Annotated in this window: 31 protein-coding genes; 11 read left to right on the plus strand and 20 right to left on the minus strand. The window is 64.0% G+C overall.

The annotated features are described in order from the left end of the window. Positions 1 to 20: 20 nt before the first annotated feature. The 3 genes from ACLFA2_RS00905 (at position 21) to ACLFA2_RS00915 (ending at position 3,421) form a co-directional block, all read left to right on the plus strand. A complete protein-coding gene (locus ACLFA2_RS00905) occupies positions 21 to 1,148 on the plus strand; it encodes a tyrosine-type recombinase/integrase (RefSeq protein WP_363447550.1) in 1,128 nt (375 codons plus the stop codon). Between the two features lie 98 nt (positions 1,149 to 1,246). Further along, a complete protein-coding gene (locus ACLFA2_RS00910; RefSeq protein ID WP_426621871.1) occupies positions 1,247 to 3,049 on the plus strand; it encodes a tyrosine-type recombinase/integrase in 1,803 nt (600 codons plus the stop codon). Positions 3,050 to 3,202: 153 nt separating this feature from the next. Continuing rightward, the gene (locus tag ACLFA2_RS00915; protein WP_146008274.1) at positions 3,203 to 3,421 is read left to right on the plus strand and encodes a hypothetical protein; all 219 of its coding nucleotides are present in this window, start codon (positions 3,203 to 3,205) and stop codon (positions 3,419 to 3,421) included. Between the two features lie 79 nt (positions 3,422 to 3,500). Here ACLFA2_RS00915 and ACLFA2_RS00920 read toward each other — a convergent pair whose 3' ends face one another. Beyond that, positions 3,501 to 4,031, minus strand: coding sequence for a hypothetical protein (locus ACLFA2_RS00920; protein WP_426621872.1), 531 nt, complete (start codon positions 4,029 to 4,031; stop codon positions 3,501 to 3,503). Between the two features lie 78 nt (positions 4,032 to 4,109). Between ACLFA2_RS00920 and ctaD the strand changes: the two genes are divergently transcribed. Next, positions 4,110 to 5,831: a cytochrome c oxidase subunit I gene (gene ctaD / locus ACLFA2_RS00925; RefSeq protein ID WP_426621873.1), complete on the plus strand. Its 1,722-nt coding sequence runs from the start codon at positions 4,110 to 4,112 to the stop codon at positions 5,829 to 5,831. A gap of 64 nt (positions 5,832 to 5,895) precedes the next feature. Here ctaD and lgt read toward each other — a convergent pair whose 3' ends face one another. Continuing rightward, on the minus strand, positions 5,896 to 6,789 hold the full coding sequence (gene lgt / locus ACLFA2_RS00930; protein ID WP_426621874.1) for a prolipoprotein diacylglyceryl transferase: 894 nt from the start codon (positions 6,787 to 6,789) through the stop codon (positions 5,896 to 5,898). 158 nt (positions 6,790 to 6,947) lie between these two features. Here lgt and ACLFA2_RS00935 point away from each other — a divergent pair, with 158 nt between their 5' ends. Continuing rightward, positions 6,948 to 7,223: a metal-sensitive transcriptional regulator gene (locus ACLFA2_RS00935; RefSeq protein ID WP_426622453.1), complete on the plus strand. Its 276-nt coding sequence runs from the start codon at positions 6,948 to 6,950 to the stop codon at positions 7,221 to 7,223. A gap of 192 nt (positions 7,224 to 7,415) precedes the next feature. Here ACLFA2_RS00935 and ACLFA2_RS00940 read toward each other — a convergent pair whose 3' ends face one another. Beyond that, complete coding sequence (locus ACLFA2_RS00940) at positions 7,416 to 7,718, minus strand: metal-sensitive transcriptional regulator (protein ID WP_426621875.1); 303 nt, start codon at positions 7,716 to 7,718, stop codon at positions 7,416 to 7,418. After that, positions 7,715 to 8,089, minus strand: coding sequence for a thioredoxin (gene trxA / locus ACLFA2_RS00945; RefSeq protein WP_426621876.1), 375 nt, complete (start codon positions 8,087 to 8,089; stop codon positions 7,715 to 7,717). The genes ACLFA2_RS00940 and trxA overlap by 4 nt, the downstream gene beginning before the upstream one ends. Positions 8,090 to 8,307: 218 nt before the next feature. On the opposite strand from trxA, the gene ACLFA2_RS00950 reads away from it, so the two are divergent. Then, positions 8,308 to 8,856, plus strand: a complete 549-nt coding sequence (locus ACLFA2_RS00950) for a DUF4395 family protein (RefSeq protein WP_426621877.1) — start codon at positions 8,308 to 8,310, stop codon at positions 8,854 to 8,856. Between the two features lie 6 nt (positions 8,857 to 8,862). Here ACLFA2_RS00950 and ACLFA2_RS00955 read toward each other — a convergent pair whose 3' ends face one another. From ACLFA2_RS00955 to ACLFA2_RS00995, 9 genes are all read right to left on the minus strand, one after another. After that, the gene (locus ACLFA2_RS00955; protein ID WP_426621878.1) at positions 8,863 to 9,615 is read right to left on the minus strand and encodes a sulfite exporter TauE/SafE family protein; all 753 of its coding nucleotides are present in this window, start codon (positions 9,613 to 9,615) and stop codon (positions 8,863 to 8,865) included. 1 nt (position 9,616) lies between these two features. Then, a complete protein-coding gene (locus ACLFA2_RS00960; protein WP_426621879.1) occupies positions 9,617 to 9,961 on the minus strand; it encodes a hypothetical protein in 345 nt (114 codons plus the stop codon). Continuing rightward, a complete protein-coding gene (locus tag ACLFA2_RS00965) occupies positions 9,958 to 10,254 on the minus strand; it encodes a rhodanese-like domain-containing protein (protein WP_426621880.1) in 297 nt (98 codons plus the stop codon). Before ACLFA2_RS00965 ends, ACLFA2_RS00960 begins: the two co-directional genes overlap by 4 nt. 30 nt (positions 10,255 to 10,284) lie before the next feature. Further along, positions 10,285 to 11,694: an MBL fold metallo-hydrolase gene (locus tag ACLFA2_RS00970; protein WP_426621881.1), complete on the minus strand. Its 1,410-nt coding sequence runs from the start codon at positions 11,692 to 11,694 to the stop codon at positions 10,285 to 10,287. Between the two features lie 50 nt (positions 11,695 to 11,744). Continuing rightward, a complete protein-coding gene (locus tag ACLFA2_RS00975; RefSeq protein ID WP_426621882.1) occupies positions 11,745 to 12,659 on the minus strand; it encodes a hypothetical protein in 915 nt (304 codons plus the stop codon). A 590-nt stretch (positions 12,660 to 13,249) separates the two neighbouring features. Then, positions 13,250 to 13,891, minus strand: a complete 642-nt coding sequence (locus ACLFA2_RS00980; RefSeq protein WP_426621883.1) for a class I SAM-dependent methyltransferase — start codon at positions 13,889 to 13,891, stop codon at positions 13,250 to 13,252. Positions 13,892 to 13,949: 58 nt separating this feature from the next. Further along, positions 13,950 to 14,306 (minus strand): hypothetical protein, encoded by a 357-nt coding sequence (locus ACLFA2_RS00985; RefSeq protein ID WP_426621884.1) that lies wholly within the window; start codon positions 14,304 to 14,306, stop codon positions 13,950 to 13,952. Further along, on the minus strand, positions 14,303 to 15,079 hold the full coding sequence (locus ACLFA2_RS00990) for a cytochrome c biogenesis CcdA family protein (protein WP_426621885.1): 777 nt from the start codon (positions 15,077 to 15,079) through the stop codon (positions 14,303 to 14,305). Before ACLFA2_RS00990 ends, ACLFA2_RS00985 begins: the two co-directional genes overlap by 4 nt. A gap of 79 nt (positions 15,080 to 15,158) precedes the next feature. Continuing rightward, the gene (locus ACLFA2_RS00995; RefSeq protein ID WP_426621886.1) at positions 15,159 to 15,644 is read right to left on the minus strand and encodes a DsbA family protein; all 486 of its coding nucleotides are present in this window, start codon (positions 15,642 to 15,644) and stop codon (positions 15,159 to 15,161) included. Positions 15,645 to 15,969: 325 nt separating this feature from the next. Between ACLFA2_RS00995 and ACLFA2_RS01000 the strand changes: the two genes are divergently transcribed. The 3 genes from ACLFA2_RS01000 to ACLFA2_RS01010 are packed head-to-tail and all read left to right on the plus strand — an operon-like array spanning position 15,970 to position 17,896. Next, entirely contained in the window at positions 15,970 to 16,536 is a 567-nt protein-coding gene (locus ACLFA2_RS01000; RefSeq protein ID WP_426621887.1) for a hypothetical protein, read from the plus strand. Beyond that, positions 16,533 to 16,922 (plus strand): BlaI/MecI/CopY family transcriptional regulator, encoded by a 390-nt coding sequence (locus ACLFA2_RS01005; protein ID WP_426621888.1) that lies wholly within the window; start codon positions 16,533 to 16,535, stop codon positions 16,920 to 16,922. Before ACLFA2_RS01000 ends, ACLFA2_RS01005 begins: the two co-directional genes overlap by 4 nt. Further along, the gene (locus ACLFA2_RS01010) at positions 16,922 to 17,896 is read left to right on the plus strand and encodes a M56 family metallopeptidase (RefSeq protein ID WP_426622454.1); all 975 of its coding nucleotides are present in this window, start codon (positions 16,922 to 16,924) and stop codon (positions 17,894 to 17,896) included. Before ACLFA2_RS01005 ends, ACLFA2_RS01010 begins: the two co-directional genes overlap by 1 nt. Before the next feature lie 276 nt (positions 17,897 to 18,172). On the opposite strand, the gene ACLFA2_RS01015 is transcribed toward ACLFA2_RS01010, so the two are convergent. After that, positions 18,173 to 18,976 (minus strand): MerR family transcriptional regulator, encoded by an 804-nt coding sequence (locus ACLFA2_RS01015; protein WP_025104933.1) that lies wholly within the window; start codon positions 18,974 to 18,976, stop codon positions 18,173 to 18,175. A 282-nt stretch (positions 18,977 to 19,258) separates the two neighbouring features. Continuing rightward, on the minus strand, positions 19,259 to 20,752 hold the full coding sequence (locus tag ACLFA2_RS01020; RefSeq protein WP_426621889.1) for an ATP-binding protein: 1,494 nt from the start codon (positions 20,750 to 20,752) through the stop codon (positions 19,259 to 19,261). Here ACLFA2_RS01020 and ACLFA2_RS01025 point away from each other — a divergent pair. Further along, positions 20,751 to 21,107 carry a DUF2188 domain-containing protein gene (locus ACLFA2_RS01025; protein ID WP_426621890.1) on the plus strand — a complete coding sequence of 119 codons (357 nt, stop codon included), beginning with the start codon at positions 20,751 to 20,753 and terminating at the stop codon, positions 21,105 to 21,107. The genes ACLFA2_RS01020 and ACLFA2_RS01025 overlap by 2 nt on opposite strands. 3 nt (positions 21,108 to 21,110) lie before the next feature. Next, a complete protein-coding gene (locus ACLFA2_RS01030; protein WP_426621891.1) occupies positions 21,111 to 22,106 on the plus strand; it encodes an ATP-dependent DNA ligase in 996 nt (331 codons plus the stop codon). Between the two features lie 146 nt (positions 22,107 to 22,252). Here ACLFA2_RS01030 and ACLFA2_RS01035 read toward each other — a convergent pair whose 3' ends face one another. From ACLFA2_RS01035 to ACLFA2_RS01055, 5 genes are all read right to left on the minus strand, one after another. Further along, positions 22,253 to 22,444 carry a DUF192 domain-containing protein gene (locus tag ACLFA2_RS01035; protein WP_426621892.1) on the minus strand — a complete coding sequence of 64 codons (192 nt, stop codon included), beginning with the start codon at positions 22,442 to 22,444 and terminating at the stop codon, positions 22,253 to 22,255. A gap of 45 nt (positions 22,445 to 22,489) precedes the next feature. After that, positions 22,490 to 23,742 (minus strand): IS3 family transposase gene (locus tag ACLFA2_RS01040; protein WP_426621893.1). Its coding sequence is split into 2 segments (ribosomal slippage): positions 22,490 to 23,460 and positions 23,460 to 23,742, totalling 1,254 coding nucleotides; the frame shifts between segments, so codons are not numbered across the junction. A 163-nt stretch (positions 23,743 to 23,905) separates the two neighbouring features. Next, complete coding sequence (locus ACLFA2_RS01045; RefSeq protein ID WP_058631432.1) at positions 23,906 to 24,238, minus strand: cupin domain-containing protein; 333 nt, start codon at positions 24,236 to 24,238, stop codon at positions 23,906 to 23,908. A 505-nt stretch (positions 24,239 to 24,743) separates the two neighbouring features. Further along, positions 24,744 to 25,223 (minus strand): cupin domain-containing protein, encoded by a 480-nt coding sequence (locus ACLFA2_RS01050; protein WP_025104937.1) that lies wholly within the window; start codon positions 25,221 to 25,223, stop codon positions 24,744 to 24,746. 42 nt (positions 25,224 to 25,265) lie between these two features. Then, a complete protein-coding gene (locus ACLFA2_RS01055; protein ID WP_156366483.1) occupies positions 25,266 to 25,817 on the minus strand; it encodes a hypothetical protein in 552 nt (183 codons plus the stop codon). Positions 25,818 to 25,838 lie beyond the last annotated feature (21 nt).

Genomic DNA, 25,838 nt, shown 5'->3' on the forward strand with positions numbered 1-25,838 from the left:
TCAATGCGATGCTCGACTAGATGAGCGAGAGAACCCGTGTCGGCGCCGTACTGGCCCTCGATGACCCTCCCTTCTGGGCTGTCATCGATGGTGATGGCGCGGTTATCGCCGCAGTCTCGGACTTCATGCTCGACTTCTGGGCACGTGGGAACGCTGAATCGAGCTGCCGGTCGTACGCGTACGGCCTGCTGAGGTGGTTTCGTCACCTCGCGCTCGAGCGCGCGGACTGGGAGCGCGCAGCACGCGAGACAGTGCGCGACTTCGTGCTCGCCTGTCGCCAACCCTCAGCGCTGAGCCCTCGGCCGCTTTCGCCTCGGACGCTGAATCACAACCTCGCCGTGATCTCGGCCTTCTATGACTATCAGCTTGCGCAACAGCGCGGTCCGATCATCAATCCCGTACCGGCGCGCCGTGCCGATAGCGGCAGAGGGCTGAACGCTCACCACAACCCTGAACTGGCGTTCCGACGCGACCGTCGGGCCGACTTTCGTCAGAAGGTCCCGAAGACAGCACCTCGATTGATCGTTGAGTCGCGCGTCGCCGAGATCCTTCAGACCATCCGCAATACGCGGGATCGAGCCCTCGTCGAGTTCTACCTCTCCAGCGCGGCTCGCCCCTCAGAGCTGCTCGGGATGAATCTCGAAGACGTTGACCCAGGATCCCAGCGCATCACGGTAGAGCGGAAGGGCACTCGCGCGAAGCAGGCTCTGCCAGCCTCGTCCAACGCGTTCCTGTGGCTGCGGCTGTACCAAGAGTCGCTGCCGCCCGATTTACTCGCGAAGGGCAACCCGGTGTGGTGGACGAATCGACGCCCGTATCGGCCGTTCGGGTATGACGCTGCCAGAGCGATGTTCAACAGGGTCGGCCTCGAGATAGATGCGAAGGTGCGCCTTCACGGCCTTCGGCACACTGCAGCCGTGCGGATGTCCAACGACCCCGCTCTGACACTTAGCGACATCCAACGCATTCTCGGCCACCTGCATCTGTCCACGACCCAGGAGTACCTCCAACAGCATGACGACGACATCATCGAGCGCGTCGCTCAGCACCTTCGGGCGCGGTCAGAGCCTAGGCCCGCGCCGGAGGCTCCGGCGTTGACGTACGACAGCTCCGATCTTGACGAACTTCTGGGGGACGCATCATGGTGAAAGACCTCATCGAGACGGAAGACCCGATCGAAGCAGCGCCTACAGCGCCGCAACTCCGTCGACATCGCCGGCCGTCCCGAGGACGAGCGCGCCCCGGCGTGTTCCTCAACGCCGCGATCCCTCACACGCCGTACGACGATGGCATCCGAAACGACTATCGCCCGATCGTTCAGATCTTCATCGATACGCTGATGACCTTCCCCGGCGAGACCTGGCAACGGCGCTGGGACGCAAGCGGGGTCGAGAACATGCCGAGCCTGACCTGGCACGACGCCTTCCCTGGCCTCAACGAAGTCGCTCGCGAACTTGCCACGAGCCCCGGCATAGCCGTGTCGATCTTCATTCGCCTCGACGCTCTTCGGCCGAGTGCAGAGTTCCTCAACCGAGTGGGTCGCATCCGTCTCGACGGCTTCTCGCCGTGGTCGCTCGAAGGCTTCCCCACCGATGCCGCACGAGACACACTGCGAGCCATGCTGATCCTCCAGGTGGCGACCGGCAAACACCTCAGAGAGATCACGGCCGACGACGTCGTGGCCTCCGCTGCCGTCGCCCGCAAGCCCATCCGCCGCGGGCTCGCAGACGCGCTCGAGATCCTTAAACGGCTCGGCATCGTTCCGCCCGACCTCCCGCCTCTTCGCCAGCTCGCGAAGTCGCCGAGGCCGGATGCAGCCGCGATGGTCGCGAGGAACAAGATCGAACCGCCCGCCGTCGCAGAGATGTTCACGCGCTACCTCAGGTCGCGAGCACCGGGCGTGGACTACCCAACTCTGCAGGCGATGTCGACTGAACTGCTCCGGAACTTCTGGATGGAGATTCGCTCGCGCAATCCCGAGCAAGCCGACCTACGTGTCGCGCCGGAGGTGGCTGACTGGTGGAAGACGGAATCGGTCGGACGCCTGAAGAACCGCTATCGCACCCTCTTCGCGGTGCGCGCCATGTACCTCGACATCGCCGCGTGGGCCACGCACGACGCCTACTGGGCGTCGTGGTCGACTGCGAGCATCGTCTCCCAGATCGACACCGCCGGCCACCAGAAACACAGAAGACGGGTGATCGCCGCCCACCATCAACGAGTCCGCAAGATCGCGCCTAGAGTCCCGAAGCTCCTCGCCGCCATCGACACAGACCTCGAGCATCAGGAGTCACTTCTGCGCGCGGCGACCACGACTCCTCTCGGAGAGCGATTCGAGTGGGCTGGGCGAGCGTACCTTCGTGAGACGGGTGCAGGCCCCGGTGTGTCGATGACCGCGGTCCCGATTCGAGACCTCGCGACAGGTGAGCGCACTTTCCAGGCACGGATCGCAGAACGAGCGTTCTGGTCCTGGGCCATCGTCCACGTCATGCACGAAACGGGCATGCGTCAGGAAGAAGTCGCGGAGCTCACAGCCACAGCATTATTCACCTATGAAGCGTCGACGGGTGAGAAGATGCTCTTGCTGCAGGTCGTCCCATCAAAATCGGATCGGGGACGCGTACTACTCGTCTCTCCCGAGCTCGCACATGTTCTCGCTCGTCTCCGCCAAAGAGCGCGCGGCGATGAACATCAGGTGCCCCTGGTGATCCGCTACGACTCACTCGAGCGAGATTTCTCTCCGCCACTGCCACTGCCGTTCCTCTTCCAGTGGAAAGACGGCGACGTTCGCCGCGTGTTCTCCCCTGCCGCTTTCAAGAACTTCGTCGCTTATGCCGTGCAAGTGGCCGGCCTCGACACCCCTGAGACTCGTCTGACTGCGCACGACTTCAGGCGTCTGTTCGCGACGGACGCTCTGAGATCGGGACTATCCGTGCACATCCTCGCCAAGGTGATGGGAAACCTGAATCTCTCCACGACCCAGGGATACGCGGCAGTTTTCGATGAAGACGTCGCTCGACACTTCCGCCAGTTCGTTGATCGTCGATGAGCGTCGAGACCAGTAGAGGACTACCGCGATCCGTCGGCGACCGAGCTCGAGGAGTTCCACGCACACTTCTCCAAACGCAAGGTCGAACTCGGGTCCTGCTCACGCGGCTACGGAACGCCCTGCATTCACGAGCACGCGTGTATCCGCTGCCCGATGCTACGACCGGACCCGGCACAACGCCAGCGTTTCGAATCCATCCTGGCCAACCTCCACGAACGGCTTGCCGAGGCGAAGAGGATGGGCTGGCTTGGAGAAGTGGACGGCATCGAGATCAGCATCCGAGCGGCCGAGGAGAAGCTGGGGCAGATGACCCAGATCGTTCGGCTGACCCTCGAACGACGTCGTCCGAACGGTGAAAACCCCACGCCTTGACCCCTCGCGGTTCACGGACAGTACTTCGGTCGCAAACGGTACACCACCCGTTTCGGTGCGTTTGGGTTTCGGCAGGGGGTTACGGCGCGTCGATCCTCGGCGTGTCGCACTTGCGGCAGGCAACTTCCATCGGGCCACCGAAATCGATCGTTTTCGGAAGGATGGCATTCTCGCCAAGACCGTCTACGCTCACCCGCCTGCCCGGGTGGACGTCCTGGACGCGCAGGTAGGCGCGATGCTGATGCATCACGCCGTTGACCTCATCGACGTCGCGATCATCACCATCCTCTGCGCCCAGTGGCACCAACGATCCGGCAGGAAGCTCAGACGCCGCCGAGGCGCAGCACCGCTCGCCACCTCGGCCTGATCGACGGCATTCCTCGGAGGTGGACGGGAATGTCAACCCCTCGATTCCAGATACGGGCAGGGGTATCCTTCGCAGTGTGTCCCATCGTTCGATTGACGGCCTTCTGCGCCCGCTGGTGATATTGCCGCCTTTAGCTGGCATGTTCTTCGCGGCAGTCACCTTGATGACCACTCGCGCCTGGGGGTTCTCGGTCGCCTCCGGCGTGGTGGTGTTCTTCGGCAGCTTCGTGGTGCTGGCCATCATGTACTTGTTTGTCGACGTTGCCGACTCGGACGAGAGTCGAATGGGCGTGGGCCCCTTTCAGGATTCGGAGCAGAGCAGATGACCACAACGAACATCCCACCGGTGGGCGCACGTCCGAATGAGCTCCCCGCTCGCCAGGCAGCTCTGATGAGCCATTCCCGTGTGGAGCAGAAGGGCAACGTCTTTGTGCGGTGGATCACGTCCACTGATCACAAGACGATCGGGTACATGTATCTGATCGCCTCGATGATGTTCTTCCTCCTCGGTGGCGTGATGGCCCTCGTCATCCGTGCTGAGCTGTTCGCTCCGGGGATGCAGATCATTCCGACGAAGGAGCAGTACAACCAGCTGTTCACGGTGCACGGCACCGTGATGTTGCTTCTGTTCGCGACACCTCTGTTCGCCGGCTTCGCCAACGCGCTCCTTCCTCTGCAGATCGGCGCCCCGGATGTGGCGTTCCCCCGACTCAACGCATTCGCGTTCTGGCTCTTCCTCTTCGGCGGAACCATGGTCATCGCAGGATTTCTCACCCCGCAGGGAGCGGCCTCATTCGGCTGGTTCGCCTATCAGCCACTCGCTGGCGCCAGCTTCTCGCCCGGCGTGGGAGGTAACCTCTGGATGTTGGGGCTGGTGCTGAGTGGCTTTGGAACCATCCTCGGCGCCGTGAACTTCATCACGACGATCATCACGATGCGCGCTCCCGGCATGACGATGTGGCGCATGCCGATCTTCACGTGGAACACGCTCATCACGAGCCTCCTCATCCTGGTCGCGTTCCCGGTGATCGCTGCTGCCCTCTCCGCCGCAGCGGCCGATCGAGTCCTCGGCGCGCATATCTTCGACCCGGCCAACGGCGGTGTCCTGCTCTGGCAGCATCTGTTCTGGTTCTTCGGTCACCCTGAGGTGTACATCATTGCGTTGCCGTTCTTCGGTGTCGTGTCGGAGATCTTCCCGGTGTTCAGCCGCAAGCCGATCTTCGGTTACAAGACCCTCGTCTACGCCACCATCGCCATCGCCGCGCTCTCCGTGGCAGTGTGGGCGCACCACATGTATGTAACCGGATCCGTGCTGCTGCCATTCTTCGCACTCATGTCGATGCTCATCGCGGTACCGACAGGAGTGAAGATCTTCAACTGGATCGGCACGATGTGGCGAGGTTCCGTCACCTTCGAGACGCCAATGGTCTTCGCCCTCGGTTTCTTGGTCTCTTTTGTCTTCGGTGGTCTGACGGGTGTCATCCTGGCGGCCCCGCCGCTCGATTTCCACGTCTCTGACACCTACTTTGTGGTCGCGCACTTCCACTATGTGGTGTTCGGCACCGTGGTGTTCGCGATGTTCGCCGGCTTCTACTTCTGGTGGCCAAAGTGGACCGGGCGCATGCTCAACGAGCGTCTCGGATACGTGCACTTCTGGCTGCTGTTCATCGGCTTCCACATGACCTTCCTCATCCAGCACTGGCTGGGTGTCGACGGTATGGTGCGTCGCTACGCGGACTACTCCGCGGCCGACGGATGGACCTGGCAGAACCAGGTCTCCACCATTGGCGCGATGATCCTTGGCGCGTCCATGATCCCGTTCTTCCTGAACGTCTGGATCACGGCACGTAGGGCGCCGAAGGTCACGGTGAACGACCCGTGGGGTTACGGGTCATCGCTAGAGTGGGCCACGTCCTGCCCGCCGCCGCGTCACAACTTCACCTCGATCCCACGCATCCGCAGCGAGCGGCCCGCGTTCGACCTGAACCACCCCGAGGCAGCGGAGTTCGCCACCACGGCACCTGGTGAACAACAGCGCCAGTAAGCCACGCTCGCGGCGCCGCCGAGCTGCTGCTAATCCTTCGGAGCGACCCAGAACCGCTGATCAGTTAACCTCGCGTTCCTCCACGCTCGCGTCGCTGACTGGCCGGTTCGTCGGAGTCAGTTTCTCGCTCAGATCGGTAGATGCTCGTCTCGGGCTCGCGATGACGGATCGTCTGGATCACGAACAGCGCCACACCAAGAGCGATGGCGACGAACGACGCACAGACGTTGGCGGGAATACCCCAGAAGCCGTCGCTGGTTGGGTCGATGCGGATGGCTTCCAACCAGCTGCGGCCGAGACCATACCAGACGAGATAGAGCGCGAACGTGCGACCCCATCGGAGGGCGATTCTGCGCTCGAGGAGCAGGATGATCGCGACACCGGCGAGATTCCAGAGGATCTCGTACAGGAACAACGGGTGAAAAAGTGTCCCTTCGGCGAGGCCTTCGGGGAACTTCGCGTTCGAAGACTCGATCTCAAGTCCCCAAGGTAGCGTCGTCGGGAGGCCGAAGAGTTCGTGGTTGAAGTAGTTGCCGATACGGCCGATCGCTTGAGCGATAAGCAGTCCGGGGGCCAGTGCGTCGGCGAAAGACCAGAGGCGGATCCCGGCTCGTCGGCAGCCGATCCACGCGCCGAGCCCGCCGCCGATCAGTGACCCGTAGAGGGCGTTGCCACCATCCCAGATCGCGAAGATGTCCGCGAGATTCGCACCGGGATAGAAGTAGTCGCCCACGTGAGTGAAGACATGGTAGAACCGGGCGCCGATAATCCCGAGCGGCACGGCCCACAACGCGATATCAATAACCACGCCCGGTTCCGCGCCTCGAGCTGCCAGTCGCCGCTGAGTGAGGACCACCGCCACGATCATCCCCGTAATGATGCACAGGGCATAGGTGTGAATGGTGAGGGGGCCGACGGCGAACTGCGCCCAGTTCGGATCAGGGCTGGGGATACTCATGCGCACACCGCGCAACTATAGTCCCAGAAAGTCCGCATACCCACCTGGGTATGCGGACTCGTGGGATACTGAAAGGGCGTCGTCCATCAGGGACGTGAGAAGCAAGGGGCGCCCGAATGATCGAGACCATGGAAGCCAGCGTTTCCGAGGACACCGTCATGTCCGAGGAAGCCGGGGTAGCTCGAGCTGCGCAGCAGCGGAAGATCGTCAACCGTCTGCGTCGTGCTCAAGGTCAGCTCGCTGCGGTGATCACCGCGGTAGAGTCCGGTGGTGAATGCCGCGATGTCGTCATTCAGCTCGCCGCAGTCTCAAAGGCACTGGATCGTGCTGGGTATGCGATCGTTGCATCAGCGATGCGCAATTGTGTTGCTGACCCGGCGAGCGAGTCGCTGACACCGGACGAGCTGGAGAAGCTGTTCCTCACGCTCGCGTGAATGACCGCACCTACCGGTTGAACAGTCGCGCAAAGAACCCCGTGGATGGTTCGTTGGCGTGCCCGTCGCAGCGCTGCGACCGAGGGATGCCGCGCATCACCTGATCGACGTGCTGACCGCACCCCTTCCACGTTGCCTTGCCGCACTTCTTGCAGGTCACTTGGTAGCACATGGGGTCTCCTTCAGTCGTTGCTACGAGAGCATCAGGAAGAGTCTCTCGATCTCTTCCGTGGTCATATCGGTCGGTTTCTTATCCGCATCGTCGACGGAGAGGCACTCTTTCAAAGCATCGGCGACGATCACGAAGCCCGCGCGGTTCAAGGCGCTCGTCACCGCGGCCAGCTGGATGACGACGTCCCGACACCCGGCGCCGGTTTCGACCGCCGCGATCACCGCGTCCAGTTGCCCGCGCGCGCGTCGCAAGCGGTGCACCACGCGCCGCTGAGCATCAGAGTCCGGCACACCTGCGGGGAGTGGGTTTGCGAGGGTCGTCATTCCGCTACACCCGCGGATGCCTCGTTGAGCTGCCGACGCACGTCATCCATGTCCAGCCCGCGGGCCGCGGTGATGACCTGGTCGAGTTGAGCCTCATTGAGTGCGCCAGGCTGCGAGAAGACGATTATTCCGCTGCGGAACACCATCAGGGTGGGAATCGAGCGGATATTGAACGCGGCTGCGAGCTCCTGCTCGGCTTCGGTATCCACTTTGCCGAACGTGATATCAGGGTGTGCGACGGATGCGGATTCGAATACGGGCGCAAAGGCGCGGCACGGACCGCACCAGGAGGCCCAGAAGTCGAGCACTACGATATCGGTGCCCTCGATCATTTCCCGCAGCGCAGCGCCGGTCACTGTTGTGGTGCTCATTCGATCACGCTGCCGCGTCGACGTGACCGGGGCACCGCTGCTCGACGGGAACCCCATAGAGCGCTTCTTCCACATGCTGCCCACAGCCCTCCCAGGTGGCCTTGCCGCACACGTCGCACGTCACTTTCGCGCACATCTCTGTCTCCTTCATTCGGGATCATCGACAATCGTACTATACCCCCCAGGGTATTATTGTTCTCGTGACTTCCTCGTCTGAGATGCCTGAACGCCCCACGATCGGACAGTGGGTGACCGGAGTGGATGTGCCGGTGGTGAATGAGCGTGCCGTGCGGGCCTCGGCCGGCATCCTGTTCCTCGGTGGCTTCGCCGCGTGGATGTGGGCGTTGGCGACCGGGGACTTGCAGCCGATGCGGGCCTTCGGCATGGTCTTTGCGATGGAGATGCTGATCCGGCTCGTCATCGGAACGGCGTACACCCCGACTCTGCTGCTGGGCACTCTGCTCACTCGTGCGCAACGTCCGGAATGGGTTGAGGCTCGCTCCAAGGTGCTGGCGTGGAGTCTCGGATTGGGAATGGCCTTGGTGGGATGCGTCAGTCTCGGCTGGCTCGGGCTCCCTGCGGTGGTTGCTCAGGCGATCTGCGGCGGATGCCTGCTTCTTCTGTATCTGGAAACGGCGTTCGGGTTCTGCGCGGGATGCGCTCTGGCGCGGCGCTTCTCGAGCCGCAAGCCCGAGCTGTGCGCCGGGGACACGTGCACCTACACGCCCCCACCGCGGGGCTCGAAGCATTCAGTGCTGACAGACTGACGACATTCAGGTCAGAGGGATGATGGTCGCCGCGAGGGTGACAACCGCGATGACGAGCACGAGCACGGCGAAGCCGATCTGCAATCCCTTGCCTGGGAGCTTGGCCGCCAGACGTGCACCCAAGAGCGATGCGATCATCGCGGGGATGGTAAAGGCCACGGTGAGGGGAATGTCGATGCCGCCGATGCTTGCGTGCGCAGCGGCACCGGCCAGCGAGTTCGCAACCGTCACGACGAGCGAGGTGCCGATCGCGAGCTTCATCGGGAGGCGCAGGAGGAGGGTGAGCGCGGGAACGATCACGAACCCGCCGCCGACGCCCAGCAGGCCCGTGAGCATGCCCACGCCGAGCCCGATCAGAACGGCATGGATGAGCCAGCGAGGGTGCCGCTCTCCACGGGATGCGTTGTCGGGGATCGGTCGGAGCATCCGCACGCCCGCGACGAGCATGAGCGCACCGAATCCGATCAAGAGCAGCGGTTGCGGGAGCAGGGCGTTCACGGCGGTACCCACGAGGGCTGCCGGAACGCCGGCCGCGCTCACGGCCGCCGCGACCGGCCAATCAACGCCGCCTCGAAGGCGCGGCACTACGGCGGTGGAGGCGGAGGCGATCGCCATGACGAGAGATGCGGTCATGGCGTCCGCGACCGGGACGCCGACCAGGCCGACGAGCGCGGGCACGGAGATGATTCCGCCGCCGGCGCCGACCAGTCCCATGACGGCACCCACGATGATGCCGAGGGTGATGACGAGGAAGATCACTTCAGGCGCGTACGTAGGCGGCGCCCGCCCATTGCTGCTCCGCAAGGTGGATGACGGCCGATGGCACGACGGTGACGCCCTCCGTCAGCTGGTCCTGCTCGATACTTTCGCGTTCCATGCTGTTGCCGCATGCGGCGACGTCGATCACGCCTCGGAGCGTGTCGATGAGGTCCTCGTCGAAGCCTGAGCCGTTGACAAGTCCTGCAACGGCCGGCCCCTGCACAACCACGCGGATGCGGGCACCGGGAAGTCCGTGGCTCGCGTTGCGCGCAACCCGCAGTGCGCCGGTGATGACCGCGGGATCAGAGCCGAAGGCGTGGATCAGAAGCACGCTTTGCTCACTCACGACTGCACCGGCCGGCCCGACTCGATCCAGGCAGACGTTCCCCCCGTGACGTTCACTGCCCGGATGCCTGCCGACGCCAGTGCCTCACACGCTCTGGCGCTTCGACGCCCGGATTGGCAGATCACATAGACGGCACCCGTCGTGTCGATCTCGGCACTGCGATCTCTCACATCGCCAAGAGGAACATTGCGGGCACCCGGCACATGGCCGTCCCCGAACTCATTCGTTTCGCGCACATCGATGATGACCGCGGAAGGGATGGCAGCAAGCTCGTCTACAGAGATCTCGTTCATGTCCACGCTTCTTTCACAACTAATCGAGGATCAGGATGCTGCGGGTGTCTCCACCGGCTGGCCGGCGCGCACCCATCCGAGGTAACTGCCTTCGAGCTCGACGACCGGGATTCCCGCTCGACGTAGCGCCTGGCTGGCAACGATATTGCGGGCACCGCTCTGACAATAGGTGATGATCGTCCGATCCGCGGGAAGCGCATCGCTGTCCCACAGCACCCGCCCGGCGCCGATCCGGGTCGCCCCGGGGACATGCCCGTCGGCGTACTCGCTTGCCTGTCGGACATCGAGAACGAACGCGTTCTCGAGGATTGCCACCGACTCCGGCGAGACTGTGTCTGATGGCACCGTCGGGAGATCGCCGAGTGCGGTGATGAACCCCGCGTAGGAGTCGATGCCGACCCGGATGAGGTGATCGCGAACATCGATGGCCTGAGCCCCGTCGTGGACGAGGAGCAGCAGCGGGCGCTTCTCGCGTTCGGGATCCACCGCCCACGCGCCCCATGCCGCCGTCTTACCCACAGCCGGGATCGCCAAGGCGCCCGGAACCGAGCCCGCCCTCACGGCGTCAGGGGTGCGGGTGTCGACGAAGACGACCTCATCGGCGTCGACGGCAGCCGCAGCGCGGTTCGCGTCGATTTCGACCAGGTCGGGGAGCGGGCCGAGGACCGAGGGGCCATCCCGATTCTCCCGCTTCATCCTCGCAAAGTATGCGTGCGCATCAGGCTGCCCGTCCAGAAGCTCTGCGACGAATCCGTCTCTGTCGCCGGCGGCAAGATACGGCGCCCACCAGGCGTGAAGCCGTTCATAGCCCACGGTCGTCGACGAAATGGCGCCGAGCGCCTTCCCGCACGCACTTCCCGCGCCGTGCGCGGGGTGAACCTGCACGTGATCAGGAAGCGCGAGGAAGACCGTGCGCAGGCTGTCGAACAGATCCAGCGCACCCTGGAATCGGGTGTCCACCCCGCCGGCGGCTTCGTCGAGAAGATCGGGTCGCCCGAGATCGCCGACGAAGACGAAGTCACCGGACAGGACGTATCCCGGTTCGTCAGCGAACGCGCCATCGGTGACGAGGAAGACAAGGTGTTCAGGGGTGTGTCCGGGCGTATGCCGTGCCTGCACCCGGATGTTTCCCACTGTGATGATGTCACCGTCATGCAGGCGGTTTGCGGGGAAGCCATACTCCCAGTCGACCCCGCCCTCGCCGGAGACGAAGATATCAGCGCCGGTGGCGTGCGCCAGTTCGCGCGTGCCGGAGAGGTAGTCCGCGTGAATGTGGGTTTCCGTCACGGCTGTGATGCGCAGCCCGTGCTTCTTCACCGCATCGAGATAGATCCCGACATCCCGTCGCGGATCGACCACGACGGCGTCCCCCGTGGCCTGGCACCCGATCAGGTAGCTGGCCTGAGCGAGATCCTCATCATAGAAGCGTTCCAACAGCATGACATTCCCTTCGAAAACCTCATCACAGCATACCCCCAGGGGTATGCGTGTCAAGGTGGTGGTGTGAGTGTGAACTCTGTCGCCTGCGTCGTCGCCATGAGCGTTGTGCCCGAGCGCAGCACGAGTGTGGGCGCGGGGCCGGGGTCATCGACGAATGTGGCGGTATCGACGTCCCATTTCAAATATCCGCTCGAGGCGGTGAACCAGACGCTGTCCGTGGTGGCCGACACGGGCTGACTGGCTGACGGAACCTCGTGCTGCCAGAGTCCGCCGAGGGTCGGCGAGACGGCGATCACGGTCCGTCCGTTTGATGTGTCCGTGGTGAAGAAGACGGTGTCACCAGTCGGCGTGGAGAGGCTCCTCGTAGCAGGTGCGCCCGGAAGAGCCGTAAGGAGCGTGCCGTCGTCGAACCGGTGGACCGTGAACTGGGCACCGTCGACTGTCGGCCACTCCAGGACGAGCATCTCACCCGCAGATCTCGTCGGGTCTGCCGCAACGCGCGCCGGACCGCTTGCCCCGGGTGGCGCTTCGGGCTCGGATTGCCACAGCAGCGGCGCCCCGTCAGCTGCCGCATCTCGGACGGCGACCCCGGTCGGCGTGTTCGAGGCCAGAAGTCCGCCGTGCGCGTATGCCGGCCGTTCGGTGTCGGGCAGGTCAAGCGTCTTGCCGGTGCGTGGTGAGAGTGCCGTCCCCGATGCGGGTTCGTCGGTCAGAGCGCCGCCCAGCATCTCGATTGTGATCAGGCCGAGGTCGGACATCCCGCCGTTCACGCTCACCGGCCCCCACGCCACGGCCCCGTCGTCGCGAAACGCAGTCGCCGTGGTCGCTGTGGCGATGACACCGCTGTGCAGGGCTGCGTCGGAATCGAGGATGACGAGCAGGTCTTCCCCATCGACTCGCGTGACAGCGAACCCCGTGCCGGCGGGATTCGTGCGTGCTTCCCATTGCTGTTCTCCGTCTGTCACGATGAAGGTGAGTTCCGCTGACTGTGCGCTCGGATAGCGGACGGCCACAAAACCATCGCCGAATCGGGTGGGGGACCGATCGAAAGAGACAGTGTCGCTCGCTGCCGTGACCTCCCCCGCAGAAGCTCCCAGCGGCTCGCTCGTGCATCCCGTCAACACCAGTACGGCGGCGACTGCTGCGCAGGTCCAAGTCGGGCGGCGGTTCATCACTGATCCCTGTCATGTCGACCGCGCGGTGATCCCTGCCGCAGATTCTCAACAGAAGTCTCCACCCTGCGGTTCGTGATGTGCGCTATTCTCGGCCGTATACCCACGGGGGTATGGAATCGGAGGCGTGTCATGCCTGTTATCGCTTTTCTTGGATCGACCGCTGGCCGCTGGGTGCGGGGCATCCTCGGCGTTGCTCTGGGCGCGGTCGGTGTGATCGCGGGCCAGTGGTGGCTGCTCCTGCTTGCCCCAGGTCTGCTTTTCCTCGCGTCAGCTGTGTTTGATTTCTGCCTGCTCGGACCGGTGGCGAAACTGCCGATGCGGGGACCTGCATTCCGCGCGGCATGTGCTCGACCTCATAACGCGTAGACGATTCCTCTTGATCAGCTCGGGCGGCGCGCCAGGACAACACTGTCGACAAGCGTCGCGCGGCGCCCACCCGGACCGATCGCCTCGCGCGCGTTGAGTTCGCAGCGGTCGACGTGCCAACCGTCGGGAAGCTCCATGGTCGCGAGATCGCTTTCCGGGGTCGGGAAGCTCGCGGAGGAGGCGGATTCGGCATCAGCCCAGGGGGGCGGCGCTGCGTGAGCCACGACGAGAAGCGAGCCGCCGGGCGCCACGAAGTCCTTGCTACGTCGCACGATGTCCGACCTTGGGATCTCCACCGGCCAGGAGTGAAGAAACGCCGATGTGACGAAGTCGAACGTCTGCGTGGTCGTCCACTCGCTCAAGTCGGCTGCAACAAATCTGACAGCGTTGGCTTCCAGTCCGACACTCGCCGCGGCGGTGCGAGCTCTGTCCACAGCAGTATCAGAGAGGTCTACGCCCACCGTCCGCCACCCGCGGGATGCCAACCACACGGCATCGCCGCCTTCGCCACAGCCGAGATCGAGTGCCGATCCGGAATCCAGGGACTCAGCGACCTCTCGGACGACCGTATTGACACGCCCTGACCACACGGCCTCCGAACTCGCGTATCGGGCCTCCCAGAACCTGTGTGCGTCGGAAGACTCTGCGTCCGTCATGGTTGGCTCGCTTTCTGTGATCGTGTGATGTCGCGGGGGTGTGGTGGAGGCCACGGTGTCATGTGATCCCGAGAAGGACCGGTGTGAACAGTGCCGCGATCCACACCGCGAGGACAATGAGCGCTATGAACAGCGCCCTCTGCACCCCCTTTCGGTGAGCACTGTCGCCCCACAGGTGGGATAGGGTTTCCTGCCGCATCGCTCGATTTGCTTCGCGGCGAATCACTGGGTCGTTCATGTCGAGGTGGCCTGACCGCGCGTGCGCGGCGATCGCCTCCGATCCTGCGTCGTCGTGAGGGTCGTTCGTCTCGGAGAGTTTTCGAGCCATCGTCTCCTCCTTCGTCTCCGACGGGCCGTGCGACCAGGGTAGCTCGATATACCCCATGGGGTACATCGAGCTCATACTCTCGGTCATTCCGGACCCCTTGTTGGGGCGGGGAGATGCTTACGGCGACGGCTCCACAGGGCGAGGATGAGGGCAGCGACGATGAGGATGAGAATGATGTCAACAAGCGGATTCGCCAACACGCTCGCATTCGCCTGCAACCAGGCTTGAGCCTCCACGGGAACGAGTTCAGGTGCACCCACCAGGCCGTTTGTCACCCAGAAGAGGATGCCGACGCCGGTGACGAGCAGGCCGGTGATCACTGACGTCGTGTGCCACTGGCGACCGAGAAAGGTGAAGGTGCGGCCGCGAAGCACCCGTCTCCCCCGGGCGCCCAGCTTCTGCCACAGTGCGGCGATCAGTAGCAGCGGAACGACCATCCCCGCGCCGTAGACAGCGAGGAGCGCTCCGGCTGCCACGGCGTTGCCGCGGGTTGCCGCCAGGGTCAGGACGGCACCCAGAATCGGGCCGGCGCAGAAGCCGGCGATGCCGCTGGCTGCGCCGAGGATCGCGGTCTTCGCGATGCCCGATTTGGAAGCGGCGCGGGCGTGGAGATCTGCACCTGCCGGGAGGAGGCGGGCAGGGTCGAATCCGAAGCCCAGAGTCTGTGCGATCCCCAGAACAACAAGCACCACAGATGACACGAGAACGACCACCTGGCGATGCGAGACGAAGAGCGCTCCGAGGGCCCCGGCTCCGACCCCCAGCGGAACGAGAACGACGAGCAGGCCTCCGTAGAAGATTGCACCGTGGAGCGCGAGTCGAGAACCGGTGCCGATCGTCGACGCAAAGAAGGCGGGCATCAGCAACGCCGCACACGGGCTCAGGAGCGCAAGCACTCCTCCGACGAACGCGGCAACGAATCCGATCTCCACAACGACCTCAGCGCGCCGATTCCAGTGCGGCTTGGAACGCGTCTTCAAAGACCTCGGTCGGCTGTGCACCGATGATCGGCTTGCCACCCAGTACGAACATCGGCGTCGACGTCGCGCCCAACTCGAGTCCGAAATTCTGATTCTTCGCAATCACCTCCGCTGTCGCAGGAGCATTCAGATCTGTCGAGAACTTCTCCACGTCCAAGCCCACGTCGTCTGCGAGAGCGATGAGCGCCTCTTCGCTGAGGTTGGCCTCTGCGCGGTGGTGTCCGTCTGCGAAGAGAGCGTGGTGATACTCCCAAAACGATCCCTGCAGGGCGGCTGCATAGGAAGCTCGTGCAGCACGCTCGGAGGCAGGGCCGAATACGTTGACGTCCCTCACTTCGATCCGCAGGTCGCCGTTCTCCGCGTGCTCCATCATCGCCGGCAATGTGTTCTCGCTCCACAGCGCACAGAACGGGCACTGGTAGTCGGAGAACATCACGAGGACCACGGGGGCATCGGCAGGACCGGCTGCGAGGAGATCGCTCTCGTCACGGCTCTCCGCCGCAGAAAGGTCAGGCCCCGCCGGGTTCTCCACCACGGTGGGGCCACTCGATTCATCGGAACCGCGCTCAGAAGGAGTGACAAGCGAGAGCACGAGCGCGATGAGGATGCCCACGAGGGCAAGAACCCCCACTGGCACCACCCAGGCTGGCCATGGCCGGGGCGTCGGTGCGTTCGTCATAAGTGGACCTCCTGGTCGCAGGGTACGTGCTAGTCGACTATCCAACATAGTCGACTATGCAAGATAGTCGACCTCGTGTGATGATGGTTCCATGCAGCGCGTCGTTCCTGATTTCTTCCGGGCGCAGCGGGAGAGCCTGACACTCGCCGCGCAGGCGCTTCGAAGGTGGGGGCCGCGGCAGGTCCTGGCCGCGGCAGTCACTGCGGTACCCGTCGTTCTCGTGATCGGGTTCGTCACCGTTCTGATTCCCAACGATGTGTTCGCTCGCGATATCCCGCCAGTGTGGTGGAACTGGCCGGTCCTGCTTCTCACGGCGGCCATGTCAGGAATGCTCGTTGGCACCTACGTGAAGGGTGACTCATCACTCGATCCAGCGGATCCCGCTCCAGCAGAGGCCGAAGCTGATCGCAGTGATCGACGGAGCGGACGACTCGGTGTAGCCGGCGGATTACTGACGTGGTTCGCGGTGGGATGCCCGGTCTGCAACAAGCTGGCGCTTCTCGCACTGGGGTATTCGGGAGCTATCGCATGGTTTGCGCCCTTCCAACCTGTCCTTGCCGCCGTGGCGCTGGTCGCGACGGGGATAGCGCTTGTCGCGCGGCTGCGCGGTCAGGTGGCATGCCCGGTATCGCGACGTCGGGCACGGGTGGTGGCATGAACAGTTCGGGAGATGGACCTCGCGAGGTGTTTCGGCTCGGTGCGCTCGAGTCGCAGGTGATGAATGTGCTCTGGGAGCACGGCCCCGCGACCGTCCGAGAGGTCATCGATGGGCTCCCCACTGACCCCGCATACACCACGATCGCGACCGTGCTGGGGAACCTTGATCGGAAGGGTCTCCTAGTCATCACAAGACAGGGCCGATCGACCCGATATGCCGCCGGCATAAGTCGGCAAGAGCATGCAGCAGGCCTCATCGACCAGGTACTGGCCGGCACGCATGACCGCGTGTCGTCGATACTGCAATTCGTCGATTCCATGCCGGCGAATGAGATCGACCTCCTCCGTGAGTACCTGGATCACCGGAACGAGGCTGGACGGCCGTGATGCCGCTGACCGTCGCCATTCTTCTCCTCGTGGGAGGAGCGGCTTTCGCCGTGTTCGGCCCGTGGCTGTTGCGTCGAGCTGCACCGGCGCTGGTTCGAATCCCTCGTGTAGCGATCGGACTGATTGTCGGCGGGATGCTCGTCTGGATAGGATCCGTGCTGGCCATCGGCCCAGTGCTCGCCTGGGCCGGGTCCGGACCCGTGGTGCTCTCCGGGCAGGCGGCTGACGTCTGTCAGCGTTGCTTGGCGGCGGCGAATCCCTTCTTCGACTCAGCGACGAGCTCGTTTGTTCCGACAATTCTCTTCCTCGTCGTACCAGCGGCCGTCGCGCTGACCTTGGGTGTAGCGACGAGCGCACGAATGCTACGGAATGCGCACAAAGCGCGGGTCACCGCCGAAACGGTTCGGTCAGGATCGGTTCGTACCCGTCTCCATGGTCACGAAGTCTCCGTCATCGACAGCGAGAGAGTCCTCGCGCTCACATTCGCCTTGCGTGATGGTGGCATCGTCCTCTCCTCGGGCGCCATCCGCTCGCTCGACCGCGATGAACTCGTCGCCGTGCTGGAACATGAAGATGCTCACCTGCGGCAGCGTCACCATCTGATCTCGTCGCTGGTCGACGGGATCGCTGCCTATCTGCGATGGGTGCCTCTCGTCGCAGCGGTCGCCGAAGCAATCCCTCACTATCTAGAGATCGCGGCCGACAACCACGCGCGACAAGCCGTCGGAACCCCCGCTCTCGTCGGGGCTTTGCTCAAAATGGCGAAGCGACCTCTTGATACATCGCCCCGCTCTCACCCCGCCGCGCTACATGCCGCCGGTCCTGAACGGATCAGACAGCTCGTGCGGCCAGGTGCTGGCCTGTCGGGCGCAGTCCCTCTGTTCGCGATTGCGATGTACCTTTTGGCCTTGGGCATCGTCTCCGTTGCTATTCAGATTCCATACGCTTCCGCTGCGATTACGGGTTGCTCCTGATCGAGCAACTAGGGCGATCTTTGACTCTGCACAGGGCGATCACCTCAACAGTTACACGCGCGCCACGGATGTCCCCCTAGAAACGCACTTCGGTCGCCGAGGCTGTCAGCAGCTACAGCCAGAAACGTCCGCCGAATCCGCGTTCCGGTCGACCTTTGCGGTACGGCTAACGTGCTCCGCTTCGCGCACTTGCCGCAAACGATCGTTTTCGGCGAGCGAACATGACCGCCCTGATGAGAGCAGCCAGAGGGAATGCAGGTTCGACATAGACGGTCTTCAGCTGCGACGAGCAGGCTGCTGCAACTCCGTCACCCAATCGGATTGGTTTTCCGAGATCGCCCGGACATAGAGTTCCCGACACGGCCCTGCGTGAACAAGCCCTCTAGCAAATATCTCAGCGTGGATCGCTTGCCAGCTTTCGGCGATGTGATCCATGGAACCGAGATGGATGCCACACACGGCCGCATCAGCAGCGGGCAGGTCGACAACTTCGAAGCCATCGCGGACGGGCCCGTTGTAGGCGTAGCCGGCGATGACCTGCAGACCGGCTTCAATCGTCTCGTACTGTGCGATCGGCGTCGTCAGAGACCCGCACTCATCGCCGATGATCTCGGAAACGGCATCGAACGCGGGACCCACCACGCTTGCGACCTCAGGTTGATCTGCGACGACTACCCGGCGGGCGGCCAGGCGGACAGCGGGCAGCGACTTCTCAACGATCTCTATCTGGGACATGTGGTTCTCCTTCTCGATAAGTTGGAGCCGCCGTTCCACGTCAACGAGTCGGTCAGCAGCGATGCGGTGTTCCTGCTCGACCTCAGCGCGTCGGATACGCAGCAGAGCGGCGATGCGATTCGCGTCGACTCCGCGCTCAAGAATCGACGAGATGTCGTCGAGACCGAAGCCCAGTTGCCGCAGTGCAACGATCCGATGCAGGCGCTCAAGTTGCGAGGGATCGTAGGAACGGTAGCCGCTGCACTCGTCGACGTGAGCTGGTACGAGCAGACCAGCGGTGTCCCAATGCCGCAGCATCCGGTGGGTCACCTGGCCGACCTGCGCGAAGGCTCCTATGGATAACATGTCTCAGTTCTCTCGCCTTCCACAGTGTCAGAGTCAAGTGTCGTCCTGGATTCCGCGTCATGTCCGCCCTCTAGATACACGAGACGTCACATCGACGCCACCTGGTGCGTAACGCCAGCCGAACCGCGACGGGCGTCGCGTAGCCCATACGACACGAGGCACCCCGTCGCGCGGGCCCGCCGGAACCCCCTGCTGATTGCGGCGACCGTTTGTGGCAGCCGTCACGCCCCCTACATCCAGGCCGGCCGTAAACGATCGTTTACGGCAGGAGTCAGCGAGGGGTCATGCGGTCGCTGCGTCCGGTTCGTCGCCCTCGGCATCTGCGGCTGTGTTCTCTTCAAGCTCCCACGCCTCGGGCTGGTCGTCCTCGGTCATTTCCTCGCGTGCCGTCACAATCTCCTCACGCAGACTCGACCACCTCACTACCAAGGTCGACTTCACCACTTCTTCCCATGCGCTAGCGGTAAGACGGTACTTCGAGGTTGTCGCGGCGGCTGTGTCCGTTGCGTCCGAGGTGTAACCGAAATACGACCTTGCATATGCGTGCTGCAGAGGCTCATCAAAGCGATAGACCCCGAACGACGTCTTGCGAATGAGCGAGCCCCGCTCTTCCTCCTGGAGCTGCCGGAGGTAACTAGTCGCATTCCCCGACGGGTACTTCGGATGATCGCGGCGGATGACCGCCAGGATTTCGCCGACAGTGCCGCCGCTTTCGGGGAGCTGCGTCAGAGCGCGAAGGATGATCTCCGTGTTGTCGTAAGTGCGCTTGCGGTGGACCTTCAGCGCCTTCTTGAACCGGCTTTTGAGGGCGCTCGAGCGGGTTCGCGCATACTGTTGCGTGGCAGCCTCGAAGTCCTTGGCGGTAAAGGTGACCGTATCGGAGGCGGGCTGGGTGACCTTGCGCCGGAGGCAACACGCCAGTGCCAGCGCGTGGGCGATGCTCGCCGTGCCCACTGCTGTATCGAGAAGCTGGGTACGGATACGCGAGAAGTCGAGGTTGAGCAAGTTCTGGCCGACGTCCAGGATCTTGCCGATTTCGCCGTGATCGAGTGGGGGAACCTCGATGTCGATGATCCGTTTGCTGATGTTGATTGAGTCTTGAACCAGCTCGTCGACCGATTCGGAGACCCCGAGAACGATCACGCGCGTGGAAGGGTACTTAGCGCCGTCGTCGGAGAATACTTTCAGGGCATGTGCGATTCGTGCGCGCTCGGACTCTGTGACCTTGTGGAAGTCCTCGATGACCCATGAGTACCCTCGCGCGCCAAGCTCGGCGACCAAACGCTGAGGGCTGAGCTGTGGCCTGGCGATCGGCTGACGTGTTAGTCCCGTGCCCTTGTTCAACTCCGCCTCGGCAGTCACCTTGGAGCCGATCAGCTCACTCCCGATAGTGCCTGCCACGGCTAGAGTCGCATCGGTATGCTCGGTGCTTTCTGTGACATAGAAGGCACCCGTTCCGGAGAACGCGGCGGCGAGAATGTCCTCGTAGGTCGAGTCCGGGGTGCAGGCGGTCTTCACGGCCGTCTGGCCCTCGGTAGCTAGAGCCTTATTGATGAGGGAGGACTTGCCGGCCCCAGACTCTCCCCACACGATGACCTGAGTGCCCGGAACCCGGAGCCCCATGCTGACGAGGTCCTGCATCTCCGTCTCGCGTCCGACAAAGCCGCGGCCGGCTGGCACCGACGGCGTGAACACGTCGGTCACCGAAACTGATGCCTCGGGTTCGACGATCGGCGGCTGCGCTGGTGTCTGCTTCTTCTGTCGACGAAGTGCCATGCCCACACTTTACGTCGCACCCGATTTGCGTCGCGCCGATCCGGGTAAGACCCGGCGGGGTTCCCGCAAGGGCTGTCCCTTCACCGCGCGCCGGGCCGACAATGAAGCTCCAGACGAAAGGAGCAACATGCCTACCGGAGACGTTGAGACCTTCCACGAGGACGGCGCCTGGCACAACCGCGTGACCGGCGACAGCTCGACCACAGGCGGCCCGCACCGAACGAAAGAAGATGCGGTGACCGCTGGACGTGACCTCGCGAAGGAACGCCAGGTGGAGCACATCATCAAGAACGAGAACGGACAAATTGCCGAGCGCAACAGCTACGGCAACGACCCCCGAGACGTGAAGGGCTAAGCCATGCCCCTGCCGGTCGGGCTGCGGCCGCCGCTAGGCGTGGCGTTGGCCCGGCCGGCTGGAACGGTCCCGGCCGAGGATGCGCTACCGGGCGGCGCGCGGTATGAGCCGAAGTGGGATGGATTTCGGCTGCTGCTCGTCGTCGACGACGAGGACGTAACTCTGTGGTCCAGGCAGGGCAAGAACCTCACCCGCGCATTCCCAGAACTGGTCGCCGCGGCCGCGCAGCTGCCCAGCGGCGTCATCCTCGATGGCGAGGCCGTGGTGTGGTCGGACGACCGCCTGGACTTCGACGCCCTGTTGCGCCGTACCAACGGCAGTAGCAGCACCGTCGCGAAGCTCTCCCGTGCACAGCCGGCGTCGTATGTAGCCTTCGACATCCTCGCGATCGCGGATCGCGACGCACGCGCCCTACGTCTGGACGATCGGCGCGCGCTGCTCGAAGAGCTGGCGCGGGAATGGTCGCCGCCGCTGAACCTCTCCCCCGTCACCGCGGATGCGGCGGAAGCCGCCCAGTGGTTCGACACTCTCGTGGCGTCAGGGGTTGAAGGGCTCGTGGTCAAGGGCGGCGCGCAGCCCTACGTCGGCGGTGATCGAACGTGGGTGAAGGTGAAACACCGTGACACGCTCGACGTCATCTGTGCCGCCGTGATCGGTGCGCGGGAGCGGCCCGAAGAACTCGTGATCGGTCTGCCGATAGACGGGGAGCTGCGGATAGTTGGACGTTCGACGACCCTCGCGACGAGCACCGCGCGGGAACTGGGTCGGTTGCTGCGGGAGCCTGCGGAGCCTCACCCGTGGCCGCAGGAGGTGAAGCCGGGGGCCCTTAGCCGGTTCAATCGGTCAGGAAGGGAGCCGGTACGGCTGACGCTCGTCCAACCGTTTGTCGTCGAGATAGCAGCAGACGTGGCTATGACGGGCCGGTCCTTCCGCCATGTCGTGCGCTTCCTGCGCGCTAGGCCGGACGTCCCTGTTGCCGAGGTCGAGGCTTCTCGCTGATTGAGGCGTCACCAAGTTTCAGGAGTCTGGCCCGACATCGGCAGTGCGGATCGTCGATCCGCTCTTCGCCTTTGCGCTTCGATGGTGGAACATCTAGCCCCTCGACCGGTGGGCCCGCCCCGACCGCTGGGCTGAGCACTGCCGCCTTAATCGGGCACGGACCCCACGTCGACGACTGAGCCGGGAGCGGCGCTGCCGAATGTGCCGGCCGGAGCTTCGAGGATCGCGTCTACGGGCCCCGGGGAGGCTTCGTGGGGACATGGCGCGCTCGAGCACGGTTGCAGCGTAGCGATCCCCGCCACGCGCCCGTCGCGGATCCACACGACGTCGAGCGGCACGCGGGTTGAGTCGCCCCGGCGTGTCCGGAGGGCTGGTTTCTGGTGTCAGCCCGCTCGTTCGAGGGGTTCGGTCAGAGCGTAGCTGAACTGCTCGGCCTCGAGCGGGGTGAGGTCGTCGATCGAGCCGTGGATTCGGTCGGTGTTGAACCACTGCACCCAGCCGGCGGTCGCGACCTCGACCTGATCGACGTCGCGCCACGGGCCTTCGTGGTGGATGAGTTCGGACTTGTAGAGCCCGATCTGGGACTCCGCGAGGGCGTTATCGTACGCATCACCGACGGACCCGACGGACGGGGCGATGCCCTCGTCGATGAGCCGGTCGGTGAACGAAATCGATGTGTAGACCGACCCGGCATCGGTGTGATGCGTGAGTCCGGCGAAGCCGGTGGCGCCTTCGCGCCGCCGAGTCCAGAGCGCCATCTCGAGGCAGTCCAGCACCAACGGGGTCGTCATGCTCGTCGCGGCCCGCCAGCCGAGGATGCGACGGGAGTGCGCGTCGAACACGAACGCGACGTACACCCACCCCGACCACGTCCACACGTAGGTGAAGTCGGCCACCCAGAGCTGATTCGTGCGGAACCGGGCGAAGTGCCGGTCGACGAGGTCGGCCGGCCTGCTTTCCCTCGGATCCGCGTCGACCGGGTTCTTGCGCCGCCCACGGACGACACCAGCGATCCCGAGCTCCCGCATGAGCCGCTCGACCGTGCAGCGGGCGATGTCATGCCCCTCACGTCGCAACCGCAACCAGAGCTTTCGAGCGCCGAGCAGCCGCCGTTGCTTGCGCCACGTGGCCAGGATGATCGGCTTCCACCGCTCGTCCGACACCTCCCGCGCCGGCGGCTCCCGGCTCCGGGTGTCGTAGTAGCTCGATGGGGCGACCTTGCAACCGTGCTGGGTGAGCACGGCACAGATCGACTCGACACCCCACCGGAGCCCACCATCGGTGCGATCCTTGTGCTCGTCGATGAAGGCGACTATCGCAGGTGTGGCCGGTCGAGTTCGGCCGCGAAGAAAGCCGAGGCCGCCTTCAATATCTCGTTCGCACGCCGCAACTCAGCGTTCTCGCGCTTCAGCTTCTTGATCTCTGCCTGCGCGTCGCTCGCGACACCGGGCCGCTGCCCGCCATCGACCTGGACCCGGCGAATCCAGGTGCGGATCGTTTCGGGCGATCCGATCCCCAGCATGCCCGCGACCGCGGTGATCGCCGCGTACTCGCTCGGATACTCGGACCGCACCTCGGCGACCATACGGACAGCGCGCTCACGAAGCTCGCGCGGGTATTTGCTGGGACGTGCCATGAGACAGATCCTTCCAAGGAATTCTGCCTCCGGACACACCGGGGCGACTCACTGCTCTCGCAGCGCGTTGTTGGTGGAATCGTGTATCAGCTCATCATGGATGAGCGCGAGAGGATCAAGTGCACCGTACTGCGGAGTTCCCACGATCCGTACGCAACCTGCTTCAGTGCTTCTTAACGACGGTCAGGAGGATGACTGAGTCCTCGATGGCGTCGAGTGAGTGGAGCCCGTCCGGGATGATGAGGAGGTCACCGGGAGATCCGTTCCACGACAGGTCTCCGAATCTGAGCAGGACGCGGCCCTCGAGGACTTGCAGGGTTGCCTCTCCGGAGCTTTCGTGCTCAGCCAGGCTTTCGCCGGCCTTGAGAGCAATAAGCGTTTGTCGGAGTTGATGCTCGTGTCCTCCGAAGACGGTCTTCGCGCTTCTACCACTGGACGCTTCCTTCGCCTGAGAGAGTTCGTGTCGCGCGAGGGCGATGAGTGAGGTCTTTTGCATAGCATTTCCGATGTTCGAATGTCATCGTGCGTGGGGTTGCTCGGCCTTACGGGAACCAAGCTGGCCGACACAGCTTGGCTCAAGCTCGTACCTATTATCTGTCCCCGTTCGGCTTACTCTCCGAGCCTGCCACTCGTTCAGCACGCTGGTCACCGAAAACGATCGTTTTCGGCGGGCGTCCTCTTAGCTCGGTGAAATTTCTGCCAGCGGCTTCTGGGCACCCGCTTTCTCCGCCGCCAGATGCATCGTTCGCATGCGTGTGGAGTTTGACGCTTTGTGGCGGCGTTCTGTGATCGCACGGTGTCGCAGACAGGGCACAGTGTTGGCCTGCCCGAGGAACCATGCGGCCTTGCCGACACTCTGACACGAGGCCCAGTCGAGGGCCTCGACATCCGTGATCGTCAGACCTACCAGCGTGAGGGGCGGGAGCGTGGCGCGCTGCCCGGGGTGGACCAAGACGATCCTCGTCCGCAACATCCTTACGGAGCGGTGACACAAGTAGACGTCAGTTGGCGTGCTCGTCCGGCGCGCTGTCCTCGGGCTGGACGGTCCATGCGGGAGGCTCGTCCTTACCGGTCGCTTCGTCTTGTTCTGCCTTGTCGCTGGTTCTCTGGGTGATGCCAGGTGCGTGGTGCACCGGGGCATAAATCGCGTAGAGGCGCAGCGGTTCGTCGCCAGTGTTGATCACGTCATGCCAGGTGCCGGCGGGGACCTGGACAGACCACCCATCCGAGACGTTTTGCTCGAAGTCGAGCCGGTCCTTGGCCGGGCCCATGACGGCCCTGCCCTGTCCGGCATCGAGGCGCAGGAACTGATCGGTGTTCTGGTGGACCTCCAGGCCGATGGACTCCCCGACCGGGATAGACATCAGCGTGACCTGCAAATACTTCCCGGTCCACGCCACGCTGCGGTAGTTCTCGTTCCGCCGGGTGGCCTCTTCGATGTCGAACGCGTTCGGGCGGGGCCCGATGTCGTTGATGGTCATTGTGTTCTCCTTTCGTGCTCGGACTTCGAGTCCAAGTCGACATCATCTTTCGGGGGGAGTCAAGGGTGGGTGGGTTTCGGCGAACCTCGTGGAGGCGAGGAGAGCGAGTACGACGCCGGCCCCAGCGACGACGAGGACGCCGCTTAGTCCGGCTGCAGTGGCGCCCATGGTGGCGACCAGGGCACCGGCGAGCCCGGTGCCGATGGCGATGCCGGCCTGGTTGCCGAGCTCCATCTGCGATGAGGCGCGCCCGACCGTGCCAGCGGCATCATCGAGGACGGCGATGGAGTTGATCGTGAAACCGAGACCGGCGCCGAGCCCGGCGATGATCCAGCCCACGGCGGCGACGGGGACGGGGACGGTGGTGAGGATCACGGCACCGATCACCGTCAAACCCGCGATGACGAGAATCGCTCCGAGGCGCGCGATGCCCCCCTTGGTCATGCCCCACTTCAGGAGCCGGGCGGGGGCATAGGCGCCGGCGGTCCACCCGATGATGCCTGCGGTCAGGACGATCCCGGCGAGTGTAGCGCTGATCCCTCGCACGCTGGTAAGGGCGAGCGGAATGAACAGGTCTGCGGTGAAGAACGCCATGGACAAGGCGGCTGCGAACAC

This window comes from Microbacterium sp. As-52, assembly GCF_049949185.1.
Classification (GTDB): domain Bacteria; phylum Actinomycetota; class Actinomycetes; order Actinomycetales; family Microbacteriaceae; genus Microbacterium; species Microbacterium maritypicum_A.